This window comes from bacterium (assembly GCA_008933615.1).
Lineage (GTDB): Bacteria > CLD3 > CLD3 > SB21 > SB21 > SB21.
Map to the genome: position 1 here is coordinate 1 of WBUR01000054.1, position 18,063 is coordinate 18,063.

17 protein-coding genes are annotated in these 18,063 nt (G+C 43.6%); 8 read left to right on the forward strand and 9 right to left on the reverse strand.

Going from position 1 to position 18,063, the window contains the following annotated elements; all coding sequences use genetic code 11:
- Window positions 1-156: 156 nt before the first annotated feature.
- From F9K33_15235 to F9K33_15270, 8 genes are all read right to left on the reverse strand, one after another.
- Entirely contained in the window at window positions 157-1,389 is a 1,233-nt protein-coding gene (locus F9K33_15235) for a class I SAM-dependent RNA methyltransferase (protein KAB2877850.1), read from the reverse strand.
- A gap of 205 nt (window positions 1,390-1,594) precedes the next feature.
- On the reverse strand, window positions 1,595-3,148 hold the full coding sequence (gene guaA / locus F9K33_15240) for a glutamine-hydrolyzing GMP synthase (GenBank protein ID KAB2877851.1): 1,554 nt from the start codon (window positions 3,146-3,148) through the stop codon (window positions 1,595-1,597).
- A 35-nt stretch (window positions 3,149-3,183) separates the two neighbouring features.
- Window positions 3,184-3,603 carry an NUDIX domain-containing protein gene (locus F9K33_15245; protein ID KAB2877852.1) on the reverse strand — a complete coding sequence of 140 codons (420 nt, stop codon included), beginning with the start codon at window positions 3,601-3,603 and terminating at the stop codon, window positions 3,184-3,186.
- Between the two features lie 26 nt (window positions 3,604-3,629).
- Window positions 3,630-4,163: an inorganic diphosphatase gene (locus tag F9K33_15250; protein ID KAB2877853.1), complete on the reverse strand. Its 534-nt coding sequence runs from the start codon at window positions 4,161-4,163 to the stop codon at window positions 3,630-3,632.
- Window positions 4,164-4,228: 65 nt separating this feature from the next.
- On the reverse strand, window positions 4,229-5,593 hold the full coding sequence (locus F9K33_15255; protein ID KAB2877854.1) for a hypothetical protein: 1,365 nt from the start codon (window positions 5,591-5,593) through the stop codon (window positions 4,229-4,231).
- A gap of 50 nt (window positions 5,594-5,643) precedes the next feature.
- Complete coding sequence (locus F9K33_15260; GenBank protein ID KAB2877855.1) at window positions 5,644-6,948, reverse strand: asparagine synthetase B; 1,305 nt, start codon at window positions 6,946-6,948, stop codon at window positions 5,644-5,646.
- Between the two features lie 96 nt (window positions 6,949-7,044).
- The gene (locus F9K33_15265) at window positions 7,045-7,551 is read right to left on the reverse strand and encodes a PTS sugar transporter subunit IIA (protein ID KAB2877856.1); all 507 of its coding nucleotides are present in this window, start codon (window positions 7,549-7,551) and stop codon (window positions 7,045-7,047) included.
- 55 nt (window positions 7,552-7,606) lie between these two features.
- Complete coding sequence (locus F9K33_15270) at window positions 7,607-9,259, reverse strand: DUF814 domain-containing protein (GenBank protein KAB2877857.1); 1,653 nt, start codon at window positions 9,257-9,259, stop codon at window positions 7,607-7,609.
- A 4-nt stretch (window positions 9,260-9,263) separates the two neighbouring features.
- Between F9K33_15270 and F9K33_15275 the strand changes: the two genes are divergently transcribed.
- The 4 genes from F9K33_15275 to F9K33_15290 all read left to right on the forward strand — a co-directional run bounded on the left by F9K33_15275 (window position 9,264) and on the right by F9K33_15290 (window position 15,441).
- Window positions 9,264-10,790, forward strand: a complete 1,527-nt coding sequence (locus tag F9K33_15275; protein ID KAB2877858.1) for a DUF2029 domain-containing protein — start codon at window positions 9,264-9,266, stop codon at window positions 10,788-10,790.
- The gene (locus F9K33_15280) at window positions 10,547-13,276 is read left to right on the forward strand and encodes a SpoIIE family protein phosphatase (protein KAB2877859.1); all 2,730 of its coding nucleotides are present in this window, start codon (window positions 10,547-10,549) and stop codon (window positions 13,274-13,276) included. Before F9K33_15275 ends, F9K33_15280 begins: the two co-directional genes overlap by 244 nt.
- Window positions 13,277-13,309: 33 nt before the next feature.
- Window positions 13,310-15,016: an ABC transporter ATP-binding protein gene (locus F9K33_15285; protein KAB2877860.1), complete on the forward strand. Its 1,707-nt coding sequence runs from the start codon at window positions 13,310-13,312 to the stop codon at window positions 15,014-15,016.
- Between the two features lie 155 nt (window positions 15,017-15,171).
- Entirely contained in the window at window positions 15,172-15,441 is a 270-nt protein-coding gene (locus tag F9K33_15290; protein KAB2877861.1) for an oxidative damage protection protein, read from the forward strand.
- 3 nt (window positions 15,442-15,444) lie between these two features.
- Here F9K33_15290 and F9K33_15295 read toward each other — a convergent pair whose 3' ends face one another.
- Complete coding sequence (locus F9K33_15295) at window positions 15,445-15,633, reverse strand: hypothetical protein (GenBank protein KAB2877862.1); 189 nt, start codon at window positions 15,631-15,633, stop codon at window positions 15,445-15,447.
- A 187-nt stretch (window positions 15,634-15,820) separates the two neighbouring features.
- Between F9K33_15295 and F9K33_15300 the strand changes: the two genes are divergently transcribed.
- The 4 genes from F9K33_15300 to F9K33_15315 all read left to right on the forward strand — a co-directional run.
- Window positions 15,821-16,567 carry an acyl-CoA desaturase gene (locus F9K33_15300; protein ID KAB2877863.1) on the forward strand — a complete coding sequence of 249 codons (747 nt, stop codon included), beginning with the start codon at window positions 15,821-15,823 and terminating at the stop codon, window positions 16,565-16,567.
- Window positions 16,567-16,926 (forward strand): DUF1475 domain-containing protein, encoded by a 360-nt coding sequence (locus F9K33_15305; GenBank protein ID KAB2877864.1) that lies wholly within the window; start codon window positions 16,567-16,569, stop codon window positions 16,924-16,926. The genes F9K33_15300 and F9K33_15305 overlap by 1 nt, the downstream gene beginning before the upstream one ends.
- Before the next feature lie 109 nt (window positions 16,927-17,035).
- Window positions 17,036-17,776: a DUF1295 domain-containing protein gene (locus F9K33_15310; protein ID KAB2877866.1), complete on the forward strand. Its 741-nt coding sequence runs from the start codon at window positions 17,036-17,038 to the stop codon at window positions 17,774-17,776.
- Window positions 17,777-17,801: 25 nt separating this feature from the next.
- Window positions 17,802-18,063 (forward strand): SAM-dependent methyltransferase (locus F9K33_15315; protein KAB2877865.1); only part of this gene is annotated, 262 nt, incomplete at its 3' end.

The window sequence follows — 18,063 nt, forward strand, 5'->3', positions numbered from 1 at the left end:
TCACAGCGGCTTCCACCAGATCATCAACTTTGCATATGCTGTCTAAGAGACTGTAATCGGTATGATTATGAAGGTGTACAAAATCGGACATGAGTGTTCTATGCGCTTAAATGATGAATCAAATTATGATCTTTTTGTTCTTTATCAATTAAAATATTAGTTCCTTTCCAGAAGAACCATCGTCTCAATGTTTTCCGTTGCAGGAAACATGTCCATGGGAACGACGCGCTTGACATGATACCCGTTTTGTGTCCATCGTTTCAATTCTTGCGGGATCAAATCAACTTCACAAAACAGGTGAAGCGCTTTTTGTATTTTTCTTTCGGCCAGAAACTCAATTACGCCGGCGTTTGTCCCGTTCCTCGGCGGATCAAGGATGACCATTTCCTTTTTTGATACAATGGGAAATATTTTCTTTAGAGATGCCGCGGTCACATTTTCAGTGAAAAAACGGATATTGCTTATTTTGTTTCTTTTTGAGTTTTGTATGGCAGAACGAATCGCGGAATTTGATATTTCCATTCCGACAACTGTTTTCACTTCTGCGGCCGCACAAAGCCCGAAAAGTCCATAGCCGCAATAAAGATCATACAGCAGATCCTCTTTTGTAAACTGCATTAACTCCAACACTTTTGCCGCCATCGGCTCAATGATCGAACCATTTGTCTGAGAAAAGGCCAGGGGCGAATACATGAACGGCTTTTCACCGACCTTATGAAATATCTCATCTTTTCCAAAAAGTTTCTTGAAATTTGCCTGCGCTTTGTCAGACAAATAATATTTAGATTGCTCCTCTATTGTGTAGAACAGTCCCGCTATAACTTTGAATTCTTTAGACATATTTTTAGATAACCGATTCAATCCGGAATTAGCCGGCTGCGGCAAATCTGACAAATTAAATATGATCCAAGATTCATCATAACTCCCTTTTATAATCACATGACTCAGTACATCCGCCAAAGCCCGTCCATCACGGGACACTATGAATTGCTGAACGTAGTTATAAATGGATGCATGCGATGCCGGTTCAATGGGGCAAGCCTTCACGTCAACGGGTTTTATCCATCCCGATTCCGAGATGTCAGTTAGCCCAAGTAAGACCTGACCCCCGCTGCCGCGGAATACGCGCCTTTTGCTGACCGTTCTGTACGCGCGGCCCAAAGGAGAAAAAACAATTTTTTCGGGCGATCCGGGCAAATTGTTCTTTTTCCAGAATTCCAGAAAAGATTTTTCCTTCACTGATATTTCATCCTTATACTGAAGATCTATCGCAGGACACACCGTGCACCGCTCATGATGATAGGTTTTGCAAAAATCTTTTTTTTGAACAACCCGCTGAAAGGCAGAAGATCGGATGGCGCGGCGAAATATAGTTGCAAAAGAGGTCATAGTTCAATTAAATGTGGGAGTAGTGTGGATGTCTTATTGAAATTCCAAATTACCATTCTCCAAAATTCAAACAAATCACAAATTCCAATCACCAAACAAGGCTAAATGATCTGAATTTGATAATTGCACTTTATTTGGAATTTGTTATTTGAGTTTTGATATTTATTGTATTGCACACAAGAAACAAAAATTCGTCCTCTATTACCTATTCCCATTCGATCGTTGCCGGAGGCTTTGAACTGATATCATAGGTTACACGGTTAATGCCGCGCACTTCATTAATGATGCGATTGGAAATCTTAGCGAGAAGTTCATACGGCACATGCGCCCAGTCCGCTGTCATGCCGTCCTGGCTTGTTACGGCCCGCAGAGCAACGGCATTCTGATAGGTGCGTTCATCGCCCATCACGCCGACGGACTTTACAGGTAACAGAACCGTGAATGCCTGCCAGATATTTTTATATTCTCCGGATAATTTCAGTTCCTCAATAAACACCGCATCGGCCTCCCGCAAAAGATCGCATCGTTCTTTTGTCACTTCACCTAATATTCTAACGGCCAGTCCGGGTCCAGGAAACGGGTGACGCATAAGCAGGTCGTCCGATAATTTCAATTCGCGCCCAACGGAACGCACCTCATCTTTGAATAATTCACGCAAAGGCTCGATAAGTTGCAGCCGCATTTTTTCAGGAAGTCCGCCGACATTGTGATGTGTTTTAATAGTAGCGGAAGGGCCTTTGACCGACACGCTTTCAATGACATCGGGATACAACGTCCCTTGCGCAAGAAAATCAATATGACCGGCCGTTTTTCTCAGTTTTTCTACTTCTGTCTCAAATACGTCGATAAAAGTTGCGCCGATAATTTTTCTTTTTTTCTCAGGGTCATCAATACCTTGCAAACGGGAAAGGAACAATTCCGATGCATCCGCTACGATCAAATGATTCTTGAAAAATTTCTTAAATGTTGATTCAACCTGCTCGCGCTCGTTCTTTCTAAGAAGCCCGTTGTCGACAAAAATCGCCGTAAATTGCTCCGGAATGGCCTCGTGCAGAATCATCGCCGCGACCGACGAATCCACACCTCCGGACAACGCGCAGATCACATATCCGTCGCCAACCTTCTCCCGAATATTTTTGATCGAGTCTTTGACGAAAGACGAGGAAGTCCATGTACCGGTACAACCGCAGATGGTCATGATAAAATTTTTGAGCAGGTTTTTCCCGAGCGGAGTATGCGCAACTTCCGGGTGAAATTGTACGCCCCAGAATTTCTTCTCCAGTCTACGCATAGCCGTGATCGGCGCATTATCAGTTCCCGCAAGGGTTTCAAAACCGGCGGGAATTTTTTCAAGCCGGTCCCCGTGACTCTGCCACACCGTAGTTGAAAGCGGAAAGCCGTTAAAAAGATCATCGTGATTTGAAATGCGAATCTCCGCGCGTCCGTATTCTCGATACGCCGCCTTATCGACCGCTCCCCCTAAATAATGCGCCATGACCTGCATGCCGTAACAAATTCCCAAGACAGGCCGGCCAAGTTCGAATATAGCGCGATCCGGCAAAGGAGCTTTCTCGTCATACACGCTGGAAGGACCGCCGGAAAGAATGATTCCGAAAGGTTTTAATGATCTGATCTTTTCGACGGACGTGTTGAACGGATGTATTTCACAATAGACATTCAGTTCCCGGATCCTCCGCGCAATAAGCTGGGTGAATTGTGAACCAAAATCGAGAATGATGATCGTTTCAGAGTGCTGCACGGTTTAAAACCTCAATGGATAGAATACAGAATTTGCTATTTTATTTTTTGATATAGCGTCCATGCTTTTTCAAAATCTTTTAACAAAAAACTTTTTTTCGCCTCTCCCAACAACGGATTTTTGTTTCTTAAATCTTCGATTGACGCCCAGCAAAACTCAGAATGCTCGCTCGACAATTTCACTTCCTCTGAATCCGTTTCGGCTAAGTAATCAATGGAAACGAGTATTCGGCCGTCATACTCGCCGTGCCAGATATCTGCTGGGGAAAAAATTCTAATGTTTAATCCCGTTTCCTCTTTGACTTCCCGAAGAATGCCCTTGTTGGGATCTTCATCGGGTTTTAACCGCCCTCCCGGCGGGCCCCACACTCTGGGCTCATTATTCCTTTTGAGCAGGAGAAATTTATTATCGTGGAATACATAAGCAATAACGGCTAAACGGTGGGTATAAGACATACGGGTAAATTGCAAATGATTAAGAACTATCGTTTCTTCTTTTTCAGGGCAAGATATTTTTTTCTACCTAGCCGAATAGCCGCGTCCGCAAATGCCGTGGGTTCCCATCCGAAACTTTTAACTTCTTTTCCTTCAAGATGTTTATAGGTAGAGAAAAAATGCTCGATTTCAACCAGCAAATGGTGCGGCAGCTGTTCTACGCGGGAAACATCTTTGTAATGCTCATCTCCGATCGCCACGGAAATGATTTTATCGTCCGGCCCCTTATCGTCCCGCATGCGCAAAACGCCTAATGGCCGAACTTCCACGAGAATACCAATCGCTAACGGCTGGCTGTTTAACACCAGAATATCAACCGGGTCCCCGTCGTCGTAATGCGTGCCGGGAATAAATCCGTAGGCCGTCGGGTAGTGAACAGCCGAATACAGAACCCTGTCCAGCTTAAAAATCTCCAGATCAGCATCGTATTCATATTTGTTTCGGCTTCCTTCCGGGATTTCTATGATCGCATTGACGACTTTTGGAAAGCGCGCCCCAATTGGAAAGTCTTTCAGATTCATTTCGTTCCTTAAATTTGTGGCGGCAATATGTCAAAAAAAGGTATAAGATACAAAGAAAAGATTACCTAAGATAATTTTTTCAGAGACCGATTGGCCGCAACCAGAATGGGATCCCACACAGGGGAAAACGGCGGTGAATATAAAAGATCCAGGCGTGAAATGTCGCTGACGGTCATTTGATTTTGAATGGCCACAGATAAAATATTAGCCCGCGACGCAGCGCCTTCTTCTGCGATCAGATCGGCACCGATCAGCCGTTTAGTGAGTTTATCTATAATGAACTTGATGAATATGGGCTTGGTGCCGGGATACGATTTGGATCGCGAATAAGCCACTACCGATTCAGCCACAACTCGAAATCCAAGTAATTCAGCTTCAGCTGACCGCAAACCAACGCCGGCAGCTTCCAGATCAAATATTTTTACGGCCGCAGTCCGTACTACGCCATAAAACTCTGACATTTCACCCGCTATGTTCTCACCGGCTATCCGTCCCATCTTATTCGCTATATTGCCAAGCGGAAGATAGATTGGTTTATTGGATATTATGTTCCTGATTTCTGTACAAGCCCCCGCCGCATAAATATTATCCACGTTCGTCCTCATATGCGAATCAACCACAATTCCACCTGAAACGCCGCATCGTACACGGGCATTTTTGGCGATAGTCGTGTTAGGTTCAAATCCCAACGCTAATAAAATCAGATCTGCTTCGAACGCCGCGTTGGTTGTCACAACTTTTGTTGCGAGTCCGTTTTCAATTTGAATATCCGTCACCGACGCATTCCCGATGAAATTAATCCGGTGCCTTTTTAATTCGTCCAGAATGATTTTCTGCGACTCTTTTTCCATCGTGTTCATCGGCAAAGGCGATTTGTGTAATACGGTAATATCCGGGCAGTGTGGTGATAAAGCCTCGGCCATTTCCATGCCGATAAAACCTCCGCCCAGAATCAACGCCTTCTGCGGGCGATGCAAAGCGATATGTTCTTTTAATGCAATGCTGTCCCGAAGATGTTTGACTGAAAATACATTTTTCGCCTTTATCCAGGCCGGATTTGGTATGCGCGCGCGCGCGCCGGTTGCAATCAAAAGTTGATCATAGGGATATTCGGACGATTTGTTTTTATTGATATCCGTAACGATGATTTTTTTTCGGTGAGGCAGGATTTCCCCAACCCGGTGTAAAGTTTTAACAGTGCACCCTTTTTCCTTTTGGAACTCTTCGGGAGTAAATGTAATGATACTCTGATAATCCGGAATCACGCCTCCGACATAGTACGGCATAGAGCACGTCCCGTATGAAATGAATTCGCCCTGTTCAAATAGCGTGATATTCAGATCCGGATTGATTCGCTTTGCTTTGGCCGCCGCCGCCGGGCCCGCCGCAACGCCTCCGATGATCACTATGTTTTTGGATGTTTTTTTCATAGAACAAGTAATACTAACAATTACCGGGTTATTCGTTTAGAGTCCCTGCCTTACGTTTTTTGAGGCTTCTTCTTCGCTGCGGGAAACAGGATATTGTTCAGAATCAGCCGGTATCCCGGTGAATTTTTATGCAGAGTCAAGTCGGTCGGCGGATCGCCGACGGCATGCGCATAATCTTCCGGATCATGGCCACCATAGAATGTGAACATACCTTTTCCGAAATTACCGTGTATGTATTTTGCAGATAAGATCGACGCATCTTCGCCCATGATGACTATGTTATCTTTGATCAACGACCTTTTATAACCGGTCGTTTGTCCCATGAAACCCTTTACCGTTGAAACATGGTTTTGCGTTAACATAGCCGGAACGGGATCGTACTTTGCTGAAAAATCGAAAAGCGTGAAATAATCTTCTTCGGGCGTTTTTAAACGCCCTGTTAAATTGGATGGATGATCGATGTCGGAAAATTCATATACGTACGGATTCATCTCAACTCTGAATCCGGTAAAAGCGAGCGATTGGGCATACTGGAGTTTGGAATTGGATTGCGGATCGGCCGGATCGCCGTCATACATGGACTCGCAGATATCTGTGTTTTGGGCCGCCAATGCGATATCAAAACTGTCGGTTGCGCCGCACATGGCAAACAAAAAACCGCCTTTGGCAATATAGTCTTTCATCATTCTGACTACGGCTAATTTTTCTTTCGACACCGTAGCGAATCCCATCTGACGGGCAAATGCTTCATAGTCATTTTGCTGTTGTATGTACCAGGGCGCTTGCGAATAAATTGAAAAAAATTTCCCGTATTGCCCGGTGAAGTCTTCGTGATGCAGATGCAACCAGTCATAATCGGCCAGCCTGCCCTGCAGCACTTCCAGATCGAATATTTTATCGTACGGAATTTCCGCATATTCTAACGCCATGGTGACGGCATCGTCCCAGGGTTTCTTATCCGGCGGCGTATAAACAGCAATCCTGGGCGCCTTCTCAAGCAAAATGGCCTCCATATTTTCTTCTGCAATCGTCTGGTACACTTTCACGACGTCCGAAGCGCTGAGCAACAACGCGGTTACGCCGCGAACCAGACAGTCGTTCTCGATGTCTGCGGAATAATTCGTCATGAAAGATCCGCCCCGATAGTTAAGAAGCCATTCGACGTTTACTTCTTTTTCCAAAGCTTTAAATGCAATACCATACGCCTTAAGATGGTCGTTCTGTTTAAGGTCCATGGGAATCAGCATTTTCTGAGCGGAGACGGGAAGAGAAAAACTTAGCGCCGCGATCAACAGGCAAAGCTGCACAAGATTACGACTAAGGAATTGAGATGTGTCATTGAGCCATTTATTCATTACTCAGTATTCATTTCGAGTTATATGTTGTTTTTCTTTTACGATGAAAACCGCATCCAGAATCGTTACAAAAAAATAAATAATAGCACGAATCAATTATTCCGAGGCGAAAATTTTATGAATCTCTTCGGACGTTTTTGCATTCAAAAGCTTTTCTTTATTCTTGTCTGTTCGCAGAAATTTCGCGATCTGCGCCAATGCTTTTACGTGGGGCCCGGAGACGGAGGGCGGGGAAACGAGCATAAAAAATAATTTTACCGGCTGGCCGTCGGCGGCGTCAAAATGAATCCCTTCCCGTTTGATTCCGAATGCGGCAACCAGACGATTCACGCCGGACGTCTTTCCGTGCGGCACGGCAACGCCTGCGCCCAATCCCGTGCTTAGTTTGGATTCACGTTCAATGACTGCCTCCCGAACGGCTGCCCTGTCTAGAAGAAATCCCGCCCGGTCAAGTATGGTAATTAATTCATCGATGATTTCTTGTTTGGTCAAGCCCTTCAGATCAAGATAAATAGTGGAAGGCAAAAGTATCTCAGATAGCTTTGATTTTGGTCCCGGCTTCAAAAGTATATCCTCCGTAGTAGTAGTTAAACGCGGTAAAATAGTTAATGCGGCGTTCTATTTCAATTGTTATTTACCTCCTGAAAATAAAAAAGTTTCATGTAAAGTCCTTTGGAGGTACAATCACCACTTCTTCCCGTTCAATTATAACCTGGCCGGGCCTGGAACCTTTACGCTTGCGAACGTATTTTTTTAAAGTATATGCAACGGGCACAAGCGATGACGATTTGGCTTTGCTAAAAAAAGCCGCAATGGAAGCCGTCGTTTCAATTGCTTGTTTGCCCGGATTATCCTTACGTCCATCCCGCTTTAACACAACGTGTGAACCGGGTACGCCTCGCGCATGAAACCAGTAATCGTCGCTTTTGGCAAATTTGAACGTCAGTTGGTCGTTCTTAGTATCGTTTTGGCCAACAAATACCCGCCAGTTCCCCGGCACAACAAACTCCCGAAAAGTCGGTGCTTCTTTTTCTATTTTTGTCCGAGTTTCTGCAGATATTTTTTTGACCCAGCCGGCATGAACAAACTCATCATATTTTTTGTCAATTTTCTTCCAATCCCGCGTTTCGCCGTTCTCAAATTCCTTTTTCAGACGTGTAAGGTTTTCTGTTTCATCCGCAAGTACCCGGATGCGATCGCCGACTTTTTTGACAGAACTTTTCATCTTCTTGGATAGTGAAAAGTAATACTCAACGTTTTTTTGCGGCGTCAACTCCGGATTTAGCTCAATAGTTATCGGAGCCTGGTCTTCAACGTAGATATTTTGAACCGTTATATCGCGCATACCGCGCCGAATTTCAGGAACATGCAGATTGAGCAACTGCGCTTTCCGTTCAAGCAGTTCAAATCCCTCGGCTTCCCGCCGCTCCTCTGCTAATGACGCGGCGAGCGATTGATTCTTCTTAATGCGAATTTTAATTGCACGCAAAAGTTCCTGCAGTTTTTTTTCCTTTTGGCGGAATGATGTTTTCTTTGCAATATAAATTTGTACAGCATCGTTGACCGAATCAAATATTTCTTCTCTGATTTCAGGATGCTTTTCACAATAATACGCAAGATGAATCAATGAAAATAATTTCGGTTCATCATAAATCCAGTAAATACGGGGTTTCTCAGTTTTCAAACGCTGGACAACATTTTGAAGCACGTCATAGGGTTTTTTCTGCCCGCTTACGTCATGCAGACATTCCATGGCAAGAAATTTATTAAAATGCCCGAGTCCTTCTGAGAGTTTTGCACTGAATTCAACTGAAGTTCTGATATGCGAGGAAAAATCGGAGAAATCATCAATATTTATTCGGTGAATATCCTTTACGGGCCTTTCTTCTAGAGCCTGTCCGGTATATGACTTCGAATCTTTGAAAGAGTTTTTAACAACGCGCGTTTTATCTAAATGAAACACATTCACCGCTCCAAATAATTCTATCATCAGTTCGGACTCGTCCATCAGCGTGATATGAATAATGCGGTCGCGCGTATCTAACAGGATCTGTTTGATCTTTTGTTTCGTTATTTCACCGAATAGATCGACGGAATTTTTTGATTTGCGATGATAATTCTTCCTAAGAACAATATGTGCGATTCCCGTTTCAGCGGAAACTTCCATCGCGCATTGCTGACGAGATATTGTCACAAGTCCGATCGTCAAGACGTCTTTCGACTGTGTAAATATTTCAACAATTTTTGCGCCCGCAATGTCCGGCGTTACTTCTTCGACCCAGCGGTGCAATGTGTGGTAATTGAGTATCATACGTATGGCCGAAAAGGCTGTTTTTACTTTGAAATTCCTGTTGCGTTTGAGGTATGGTTTAGTAAATTTTCGAGTCAAATTAGTTATTAATGATCAACAAGACAATATCTTTATGTTAAAAAAAGGCCTGACCCGGCATACGTTATGGATTCTTTTCACGCTTGGAATCGTTATGGAATTGGCCGTATTCGGCATTTCACAGATCACGGACATTAAAGCGCAATCCGAACATCTTTTTTTTTATTTCACATGCGCCTTTTTAATCTATCTGATCACGGTCATTTATCTTCATTTTTTCTGGTCTAAAACGTTTTTCTCGCCTGAACTCATATTCCTTTTCGCCGTCGTCTTCCGGGTAACTTTTTTGTTTTCGGAGCCGGTTCTCTCCGATGATATTTACCGGTACGTATGGGACGGAAAAGTCTCAAACGAAGGAATTAATCCCTACCGCTACGCGCCCGATTCGGATAATCTAAAAGGGATCAGAGATGAAGTAATTTATCCCAAAGTCAATCATAAGTCCGTTCACACTATATATCCGCCTTTGTTGCAGTATTTATTTCAGTTTGTAACCCTGATTTACCCTGGCGTTTTTATGATGAAACTCGCCCTGTTGTTTTTTGACATCGGTATTATGGCAATGATTTTCTTTATACTGAAATTTTTGGACCGTTCCCTCGGATGGATTATTGTTTACGCATGGAATCCGCTGGTCATCGTGGAATTTTCCGGCAGCGGCCATGCCGATGTTATTGCGATTTTCCTTTTGCTAGTAGCCCTTTATCTCGCCCTGAAGGCCCGTTCCATATGGGCCGGCGCTATTTTGGCATTGTCTTTCCTCGCTAAATTTGTTTCCCTAATTGTCCTTCCGTTCTTCGAGGATGTGCGTTCCAGATGGAAAACCGTTGCGATTTCGACGCTCTCTGTTGTTTTAATTATCGTTACCGGGTATATCCCTTTTTTGGACGCCGCAGATCATGTCAACAGAGGTTTGTCCGAATACGCAGCTAACTGGGAATTCAATTCGTCATGGTATTCACTCGTTTATCATTATATACAGGATTTTTTCGGAATTCCGGCATCGGCTGAAACATTTATGGGTTTTGAAACGAATAACAAGGCGCGCACGGTAACAAAGTTTATTTTGGTATGCGCGGGGTGTTCCATTTTTGCCGGACTATTTATTCACCACATACGAAAAAGTTACGAAGAACAGAAAGAAAATATTTTATGGACTTCGTTTTTCTTAATAGCCGCAATGACGCTGCTTAGCCCCACTTTGCATCCATGGTATGTGATCTGGGTAATTCCTTTTCTGTGTTTTTTCCCAAATCCGGCATGGATCCTTTTCACAGGATTGGTATTTCTCTCTTATTCTATTTTAAAGGAATACCATCTGACCGGAGTTTGGCACGAAGACTTGAACATCCGTTTGTGGGAATACGTTCCGTTTTATGTTTTGTTGTTTACCCGCTTTTTATGGCTCACGATCAAGAGGTTAAAAGCACATCCTCCGGAGAAATTACGATGAAAACATTTTTTCGTAAATCGGATTGGTTTGTTATGGCCGCCGCGGTTGCAGCGATCTGCTATTTCGCGGTAACCTACCACTCGACGTATCCCGAAGCGGCTCTTAACGAAATGATTTCGAGAAAGGAATCCTTAAAAATTGCTGAACAGCTTATGCAGTCCGGAAAAGTAGTGACGCCCGCATTCATGGATTCGTTTCAGCTAAACGACCGAATTTATGCGAATCAAAAACAAATTCAATATCTGCAGGAAACATTTGGGTTGAAGGAAGCCAATAGGATCATGACTTCAGAAATACCGGTTTATGTTTGGAATTTCAGTTGGAATAAATTTGAAGGCGGGAATGTCAATCTGGGGCGCAACGAGAAGGATGAAGAAGAAAGGCCTGATGACAGAAATACAGAAGATGTCCGGTTGTTTCTCGATCGAACGGGGCAACTAACTCATTACTCATGTCAGTTAAAATACCAGGACAGTGTGATGGTATTACGCGGAGATCATGCCGAGTTTCCAAAACTGATTCCGACTCCGCCGGTGCCGGATCTTTTTGTTGTCGATTCAGCCCGTCGGACGGCATATGAATTTCTTAAAAATGTTGCCAACATTGACATTGACAATTTTCAAGAGAATCCATTCCAGGCCAATCTCAAAAATAACCGTCCTTCATTTGAGTTTTCGTTTTTGTCAATGAACAAATCTTTTAATGTGTCAAAACAAGTTAAGATACGTATTGAAAACAAGAAGGTGAGCTTTTTTGATGTCAGATATCAGCTTCCAACTGACTTTGTTCTACACAAAGACCGGCGGTTTGCAAAATTTCTGGATACGATCGATGTTTTCATATTTCTGCTATTTGTGGTCATTACTGCCATCTATTTTTTTGTTCGTTTCAAAAGCGGCGCATTTGATTTCAAACTGGGCGTTTTCTTTGGATCGATCGTCGGCATCACGTTTGGCATTATGATGGCGTTGACGGCCGGAATCGAACAATGGCTGATCATAACTCTGATCATAATATTTGGAGGCGGTTGGTATTTTTTCATGGCCGCTGTCAGTGTTTCCGTCTCAGCATCCGTGTCGCATCAGGTTTGGCCGCTAAAATATCAGACGTTCGAGGCATTACGGCGCGGACGGGTGTGGAACCAGAACTTCGGCATAAGCCTGCTTCGGGGTATTTTTTGGAGTTTTATTATTCTGGGAGCAGGCTCTCTCATACTCCAGTCCATTCCTGGAACGGCTTTTTTGCTAAATCAGCAGAGTCACCAGAAATTCGGGTCGAACACGTCGTTATTTTTAATTGGTGCGTCGGTGTGGACGTCGATTATTTATTTTCACTGTTTTTACCTCCTGGCGCTTTCCGGCATTCGAGCAAAGATCAAATCCGTCTGGTTCATTTATGCTGTTGGAATTTTTATCGGTTTTATTTATCCGTACGTTTTTAATGAGGCCTCTCCAATTCCTACCCGAATCATGCTTGGGGCCGGTTTGGGGGCTCTTTTTACATTTTTATTATTGCGCTACGACTTTCTGACGCTCATTGTCGCGGGAATGTTAACCTATATCATTCAGGAAAGTACTTTTCTTTTTTATCTGGGCGACATGATGCAAATATCTATTCTCATTTTCTTTTACGCCTTTGTTCTGGTTGTCGCCTTGGTGGGTGTATTCAGCAGGGAGTCCGGCGAAGATATTCTGGAATATGTTCCGGAATACGTAACGGAGATCGAAAACAAGAAGCGTATGAATAGGGAATTTGAGATTGCGCGTCAGATCCAAAGCACTTTGCTTTGCCGAAGCAATCCGCAGAGCGATGTATTTGAGATCGCGAGCATGTGTAGTCCCGCCTATGAAGCAGGCGGAGATTATTATGATTTTATAAATTTTGCAGACGGCGATAATCACAAAGTAGGCGTCGTTATCGGTGATGTTTCCGGAAAAGGCGTTTCCGCGGCTTTTTATATGACGCTCGTGAAGGGTATCGTACAAACCCAGGCCGGCATTACTCCGGATTCGACCAAAGAAACTTTATGCCGGGTCAACGATGTATTTTACGATCAGATCGACCGAGGAAAATTTATCAGCATGATCTATGCGATTTTTGATTTCAATAAGAAGAAAATGATCATGTCGCGCGCAGGACACAATCCCGTTCTGATTAAAAAAACGGATACACGGCCTGAAACGCATACGCCATCGGGGATTGCTATCGGCCTGTCGCGAGGTAAAGCCTTCTCTGATTCTCTCGAAGAAATTGAAGTGCAATTCAAACCTGGAGATGTATTTGTGTTTTACACTGATGGTTTTTCAGAGGCGATGAATAAACGAGGCGAGGAATACGGCGAGCACCGGTTATCGGAACTCATTCAGAAAAACGGACTAGTGTCTGCACAAGCCATTGTCGACACGATCACAAAGGATGTTACAACTTTTGTCGGATCGGTTCCTCAACATGACGACATGACTATGATAGTCGTTAAGATCAAATAGTCAAGCATTGATCGGTGTTACGAAAAGAAATACATGTATTTATTTATATTCAAGACATTCCGTTTCCTCTCTTTCACGATCATCGTGTTCTGCTTTTTCTACTCGGTCTTTTCTGTCGCCAGCGTTTCGATCCTCATGCCGTTCGTTAATTTTATTTTTACCGACTATCGCCCGGACGCAAATACATTTCTGTTTCCGCTTTTTGAAAGTGAGAAAAGCGTCTTGCTGGCCGCCTTGTGCCTGATAACTTGGTTCCTATTCCTGCTGAAAAACCTGTCTTTTGTTGCCGCGCAGCTTCGAGCCTCCCGAATGAAAAACGAACTTCTTCAGCATTTGCGCGAAGATTACATGCAGAGAGTTTTTGGCCAGGATATGTTCTATTTTCATAATATTCCCGCCGGATATATTACTTCGCGGGTTTTTGAAGTCACAAGGCAATTATCCGAAAAACTCAGCCTCGGATTCTATGACGTTGCGCGCAATATTCCGCTTACCCTATTATATTCGGCCGTTTTAATTTTTATCAGCTGGAAACTTATGGCGCTGAGCCTGGTTCTAATTCCGTTGATCAGTTTGGCCGGCAATCGTTTCCATAAAATCCTGCAGAAATCTATAGCAGACGAGCAACATGCCCTCAGCAGGCTTATTCATCACCTACAGCAAAAATTGTACGGCATCAAGCTTATCAAACTGTTTAACTCGGAAAAATTTGAGCTCGGTAAGTTTCACGAGCAAAGCTCTGAGTTAAAACGCGTTTTTCAATTCAGAGACCGTGTAGAATCAATCGGCGTATCGGTTGTTGAAATGATCGGCGTCAGCGCCGGCGTGCTTTTGCTGTATGTGATCGGAACAGAGACGCTGGGCGGACAATTCCAATATGGACCTGGCGGATTTGTCTTATTCATCGCCGCCGTCTTTTCTTTAATCGATCCTGTTAAAAACTTGATCCGGTCCGTTCATTCGCTCAAAGAAGCCGATGTCCTATGGGCAACGCTGCGGCAATTGAAAGTCAAAGAACATGTTGAGCCTGAAATTTCAGAATCACCGCAACTATTTGAAAAGCAGATTGTGTTTGATAATGTTTCTTTCCATTTTGAAAATCGTTCTGATCCGGTTTTTGAGAACCTTAATCTAAAGATCAACCACGGCGAAAAAATTATGCTTACTGGGAAAAGCGGTGTCGGGAAAAGTACGCTGATTGATTTACTTTTGGGCTTATATCAACCTTCCAGTGGCGTCGTATCAATTGACAAGATACCCCTGATCAACATAAACAGGAAATATTTGTCACGTATTTTTGGCGTTGTAACGCAGGAGGCATTCTTATTTCACGACACAATTAGAAATAATATAGCTTACGATATGTATGAAATTACCGATGATCAAATCATGGAAGCCCTTCATAAGGTTCAGCTATTAGAGTGGTATATACAACAGCCGCACGGATTAGATACCGTGATCGGCGACCGAGGACAAACGATGTCCGGCGGGGAAAAACAGAGACTAATACTCGCAAGGCTAATCTTGCGAAACCCGGACATTCTCATTTTTGACGAAGCAACGTCGTCATTGGACATCCCGGCGGAAAAAGCGCTATATGCCACTATCCTTAATTTATTTTCCGATAAAACGATGATTTTCATTTCGCATCGGCATACGCTCTATCCGTTTACCGGACGCATCGTCGAGATTAAAAATCGAGGCATTACTGAACGCGCCGTTTCGTCAAGTTTTGCTTGATGAACAAATGATTTTTAACTATTATTCATAGTCCATCTCCCGCTGATTTCGCAGATTCACGCAGATGTTTTTCACCCGTGTAAATTAGCGGCATCTGCGGGATAAATCATGTAAGCTAAGCAGGTACACAAAACATATTACTTTCAGGAGACGATATGCCGCGAATGGTACATTGCGCTAAATTAGGCGCTGAATTAGAAGGATTGGATCGGGCGCCGATCCCGGGAGAACTTGGCAAAAAGGTGTTTGAAAATATTTCCAAACAGGCGTGGAAAATGTTTGAGGATCATTTCAAAATGGTGATGAATGAATACCGCTTGAATTTAATGGATCCAAGAACCGATGAGATTTTCAAGCAACAGGTGACTGAGTTCTTATTCAGCGGATCGGCACGGGCGCCGGAAGGATTTACGGAACAGAAGTAAATATCATTCTGCACGGCGATTCTTAACCTTGATCCCCTTGAAGAGCAGAAAAAGGCCGGCCAACCCAGCTGACATACCTAACCAGAAAAACAAGATCGCAGTTGTTCTATAATCACCCACGTTGTTAAACGCAGTTAAAATGCCAATAAATTCGAGTAAAACACCTAAAAGAAATTTTTTGGTAAACCGCATATTGAATATCTCCACATCAAGATACTGTTTTTTTTCAATCAGTCCAATTTCTTTTTCAGATTAATAATACTCATTTCCGTAAATACACGTATTGTCAAACCTTATATAATTTATTATCATAAAAAGTAACCGTTATCTGGTTGCGTGCATGATTACGCATGAAATTAGATAGGGTGAAGGAGGTTTCATGGCGATCGCATTATTTATTGTGGGACATTGGTATCTGTCACTGTTCTCACAAAGTTTTTTTCTTCACCGGTATTCGGCTCATAAGATGTTCAATTTATCAAAGTTTTGGGAGAAAGTTTTTTACTTTTTAACTTTTATAAGTCAGGGATCGTCATTCTTGAATCCCCGCGCCTATGCGATTATGCACCGAATGCATCACGCGTTTAGCGATACAGAAAAAGACCCTCATTCGCCGCATTTTTTCAAAGATGTGTTCCGTATGATGTGGCGTACTAAAGAAATTTATATGGGATTTGTAAAAGGTCTTCGGTCACCTGAAAAAGAATTTGACGGGAACTGTCCTGAGTGGAAATGGATGGACAGAATTTCCGATGCTTGGCCGGTTCGCGTCGCATGGGGTGTTCTGTATTTTATTTTCTATTATTTTTTTGTTCCGGCCGGATGGGAATGGTTATACGCCTTACTTCCGATACATTTTCTGATGGGCCCTATTCACGGAGCTATTGTCAATTGGTGTGGCCATAAATACGGCTATGCCAATTACGATAACCGGGATCATTCAAAAAATTCTCTGGCTTGGGATTTTTTGATGCTGGGTGAATTGTTCCAGAATAATCACCACAAGTTCCCAAACAGCGCCAATTTTGCACAGCGGTGGTTTGAACTGGATCCGACTTACCCGATCATGAGGGTATTGGACTGGATGAAGATAATTAAGTTGAGAAAAAGAATAATGTCTGATTAATGGAGGAATTGATGGGCACGTTAAAAATCATTTTTGGTCTCGTTTTAGTCGGTATGGTGTACACCGTGATATCGACAAGTTATCAAAGCAACCTCTTCGAACTTATCCGCACTTGGGATTCAACCAATGTCATGGCTCCTTGGTTTTCCGCTACGCTTTGGGATTTCTATGCTAATGTACTTCTGATCTTTGTTTGGGTCGTGTATAAGGAGCAGTCGGCCGTACGAAGCGCGATCTGGCTCGTTTTGCTTGTGTGCCTTGGCAGTATTGCGACGGCAGCGTATGTTCTGCTTCAATTATTCCGCTTAAAACCCCAAGAAGGCCTCGAAGGATTATTTGTCCGGAAAGAAAGAGCCTGAATTTAAATCGACTATAAACCACTATGTTCTTTTAAAATATCGAAAGGTAACGCCTAATAAAATTATGATTGAAAATACGTTGAACATTTCTTTGACCGGGTTGGGAGTGATGGCCGGAATGATGTTTTTGGTCTGGCTTATTCATATTCCGCTAAAGAATGCCGGAATCGTGGATGTGGCCTGGGCTTTCGGACTTGCGTTGCTCGCCGCTGTTTATGCCGCTCTAGGCGACGGCGATATTCTACGGAAATGGATATTTGCTGCGATGGTGATCGTTTGGGGACTGCGTTTGACCGTCCACTTGTTCGTCCGGGTTGTCGGACACGCCGAGGACGGCCGTTATGCGCAAATGCGGAAAGAATGGGGCGGCAACATATCACTGAAGTTTCTCGTTTTTTTTCAGTTCCAGGCGCTGCTCAATGTATTTTTGGCTATCCCTTTCCTGCTGGTTTCGGTCAACACAAATTCCGATTTATCATTTTTTGAGTTTGCGGGGATGACCATTTGGGCGGTTGCTTTGATCGGTGAATCGGCAGCGGATCAACAGCTTCGAACATTTAAAAGCGATCCGGCAAACAAAGGCAAGACATGTCGAAAAGGCCTTTGGTATTATTCCCGACATCCGAATTATTTTTTCGAATGGCTGATATGGGTTTCCTTTTTTGTGTTTGCACTCGGTTCTCCCTACGGTTGGGCCTCGGCCGTATGCCCGGCACTGATGCTTTACTTCTTGTACAGAGTTACCGGCATTCCAGCGACAGAAGCCCAGGCGCTGCGCACGAAAGGCGACGACTACCGGGAATACCAGCGCACAACGAGCGCATTTGTCCCATGGTTTAAAAAAAATTAGAATATTATTTATTGGAATTGAATTCATGATCCATGCACTGCTGGAAAAAAACTTGATCTCCGACTCCCTGATCCGGTTTGGTATACGGAGGCTATTGAAGCAACGGCTCAAAGAAGAGGATATGGGAAACCCGGAAATTCAGCAGCATCGACTGATGTCTTTCGTCGGCGAACTTAAACAGAGTCCGATCGCCGTTCACACACTTGCAGCCAACGAACAGCATTATGAAGTCCCGAGTGAATTTTACCGGCTGGTACTTGGAAAACATTTAAAGTATAGTTCAGGCT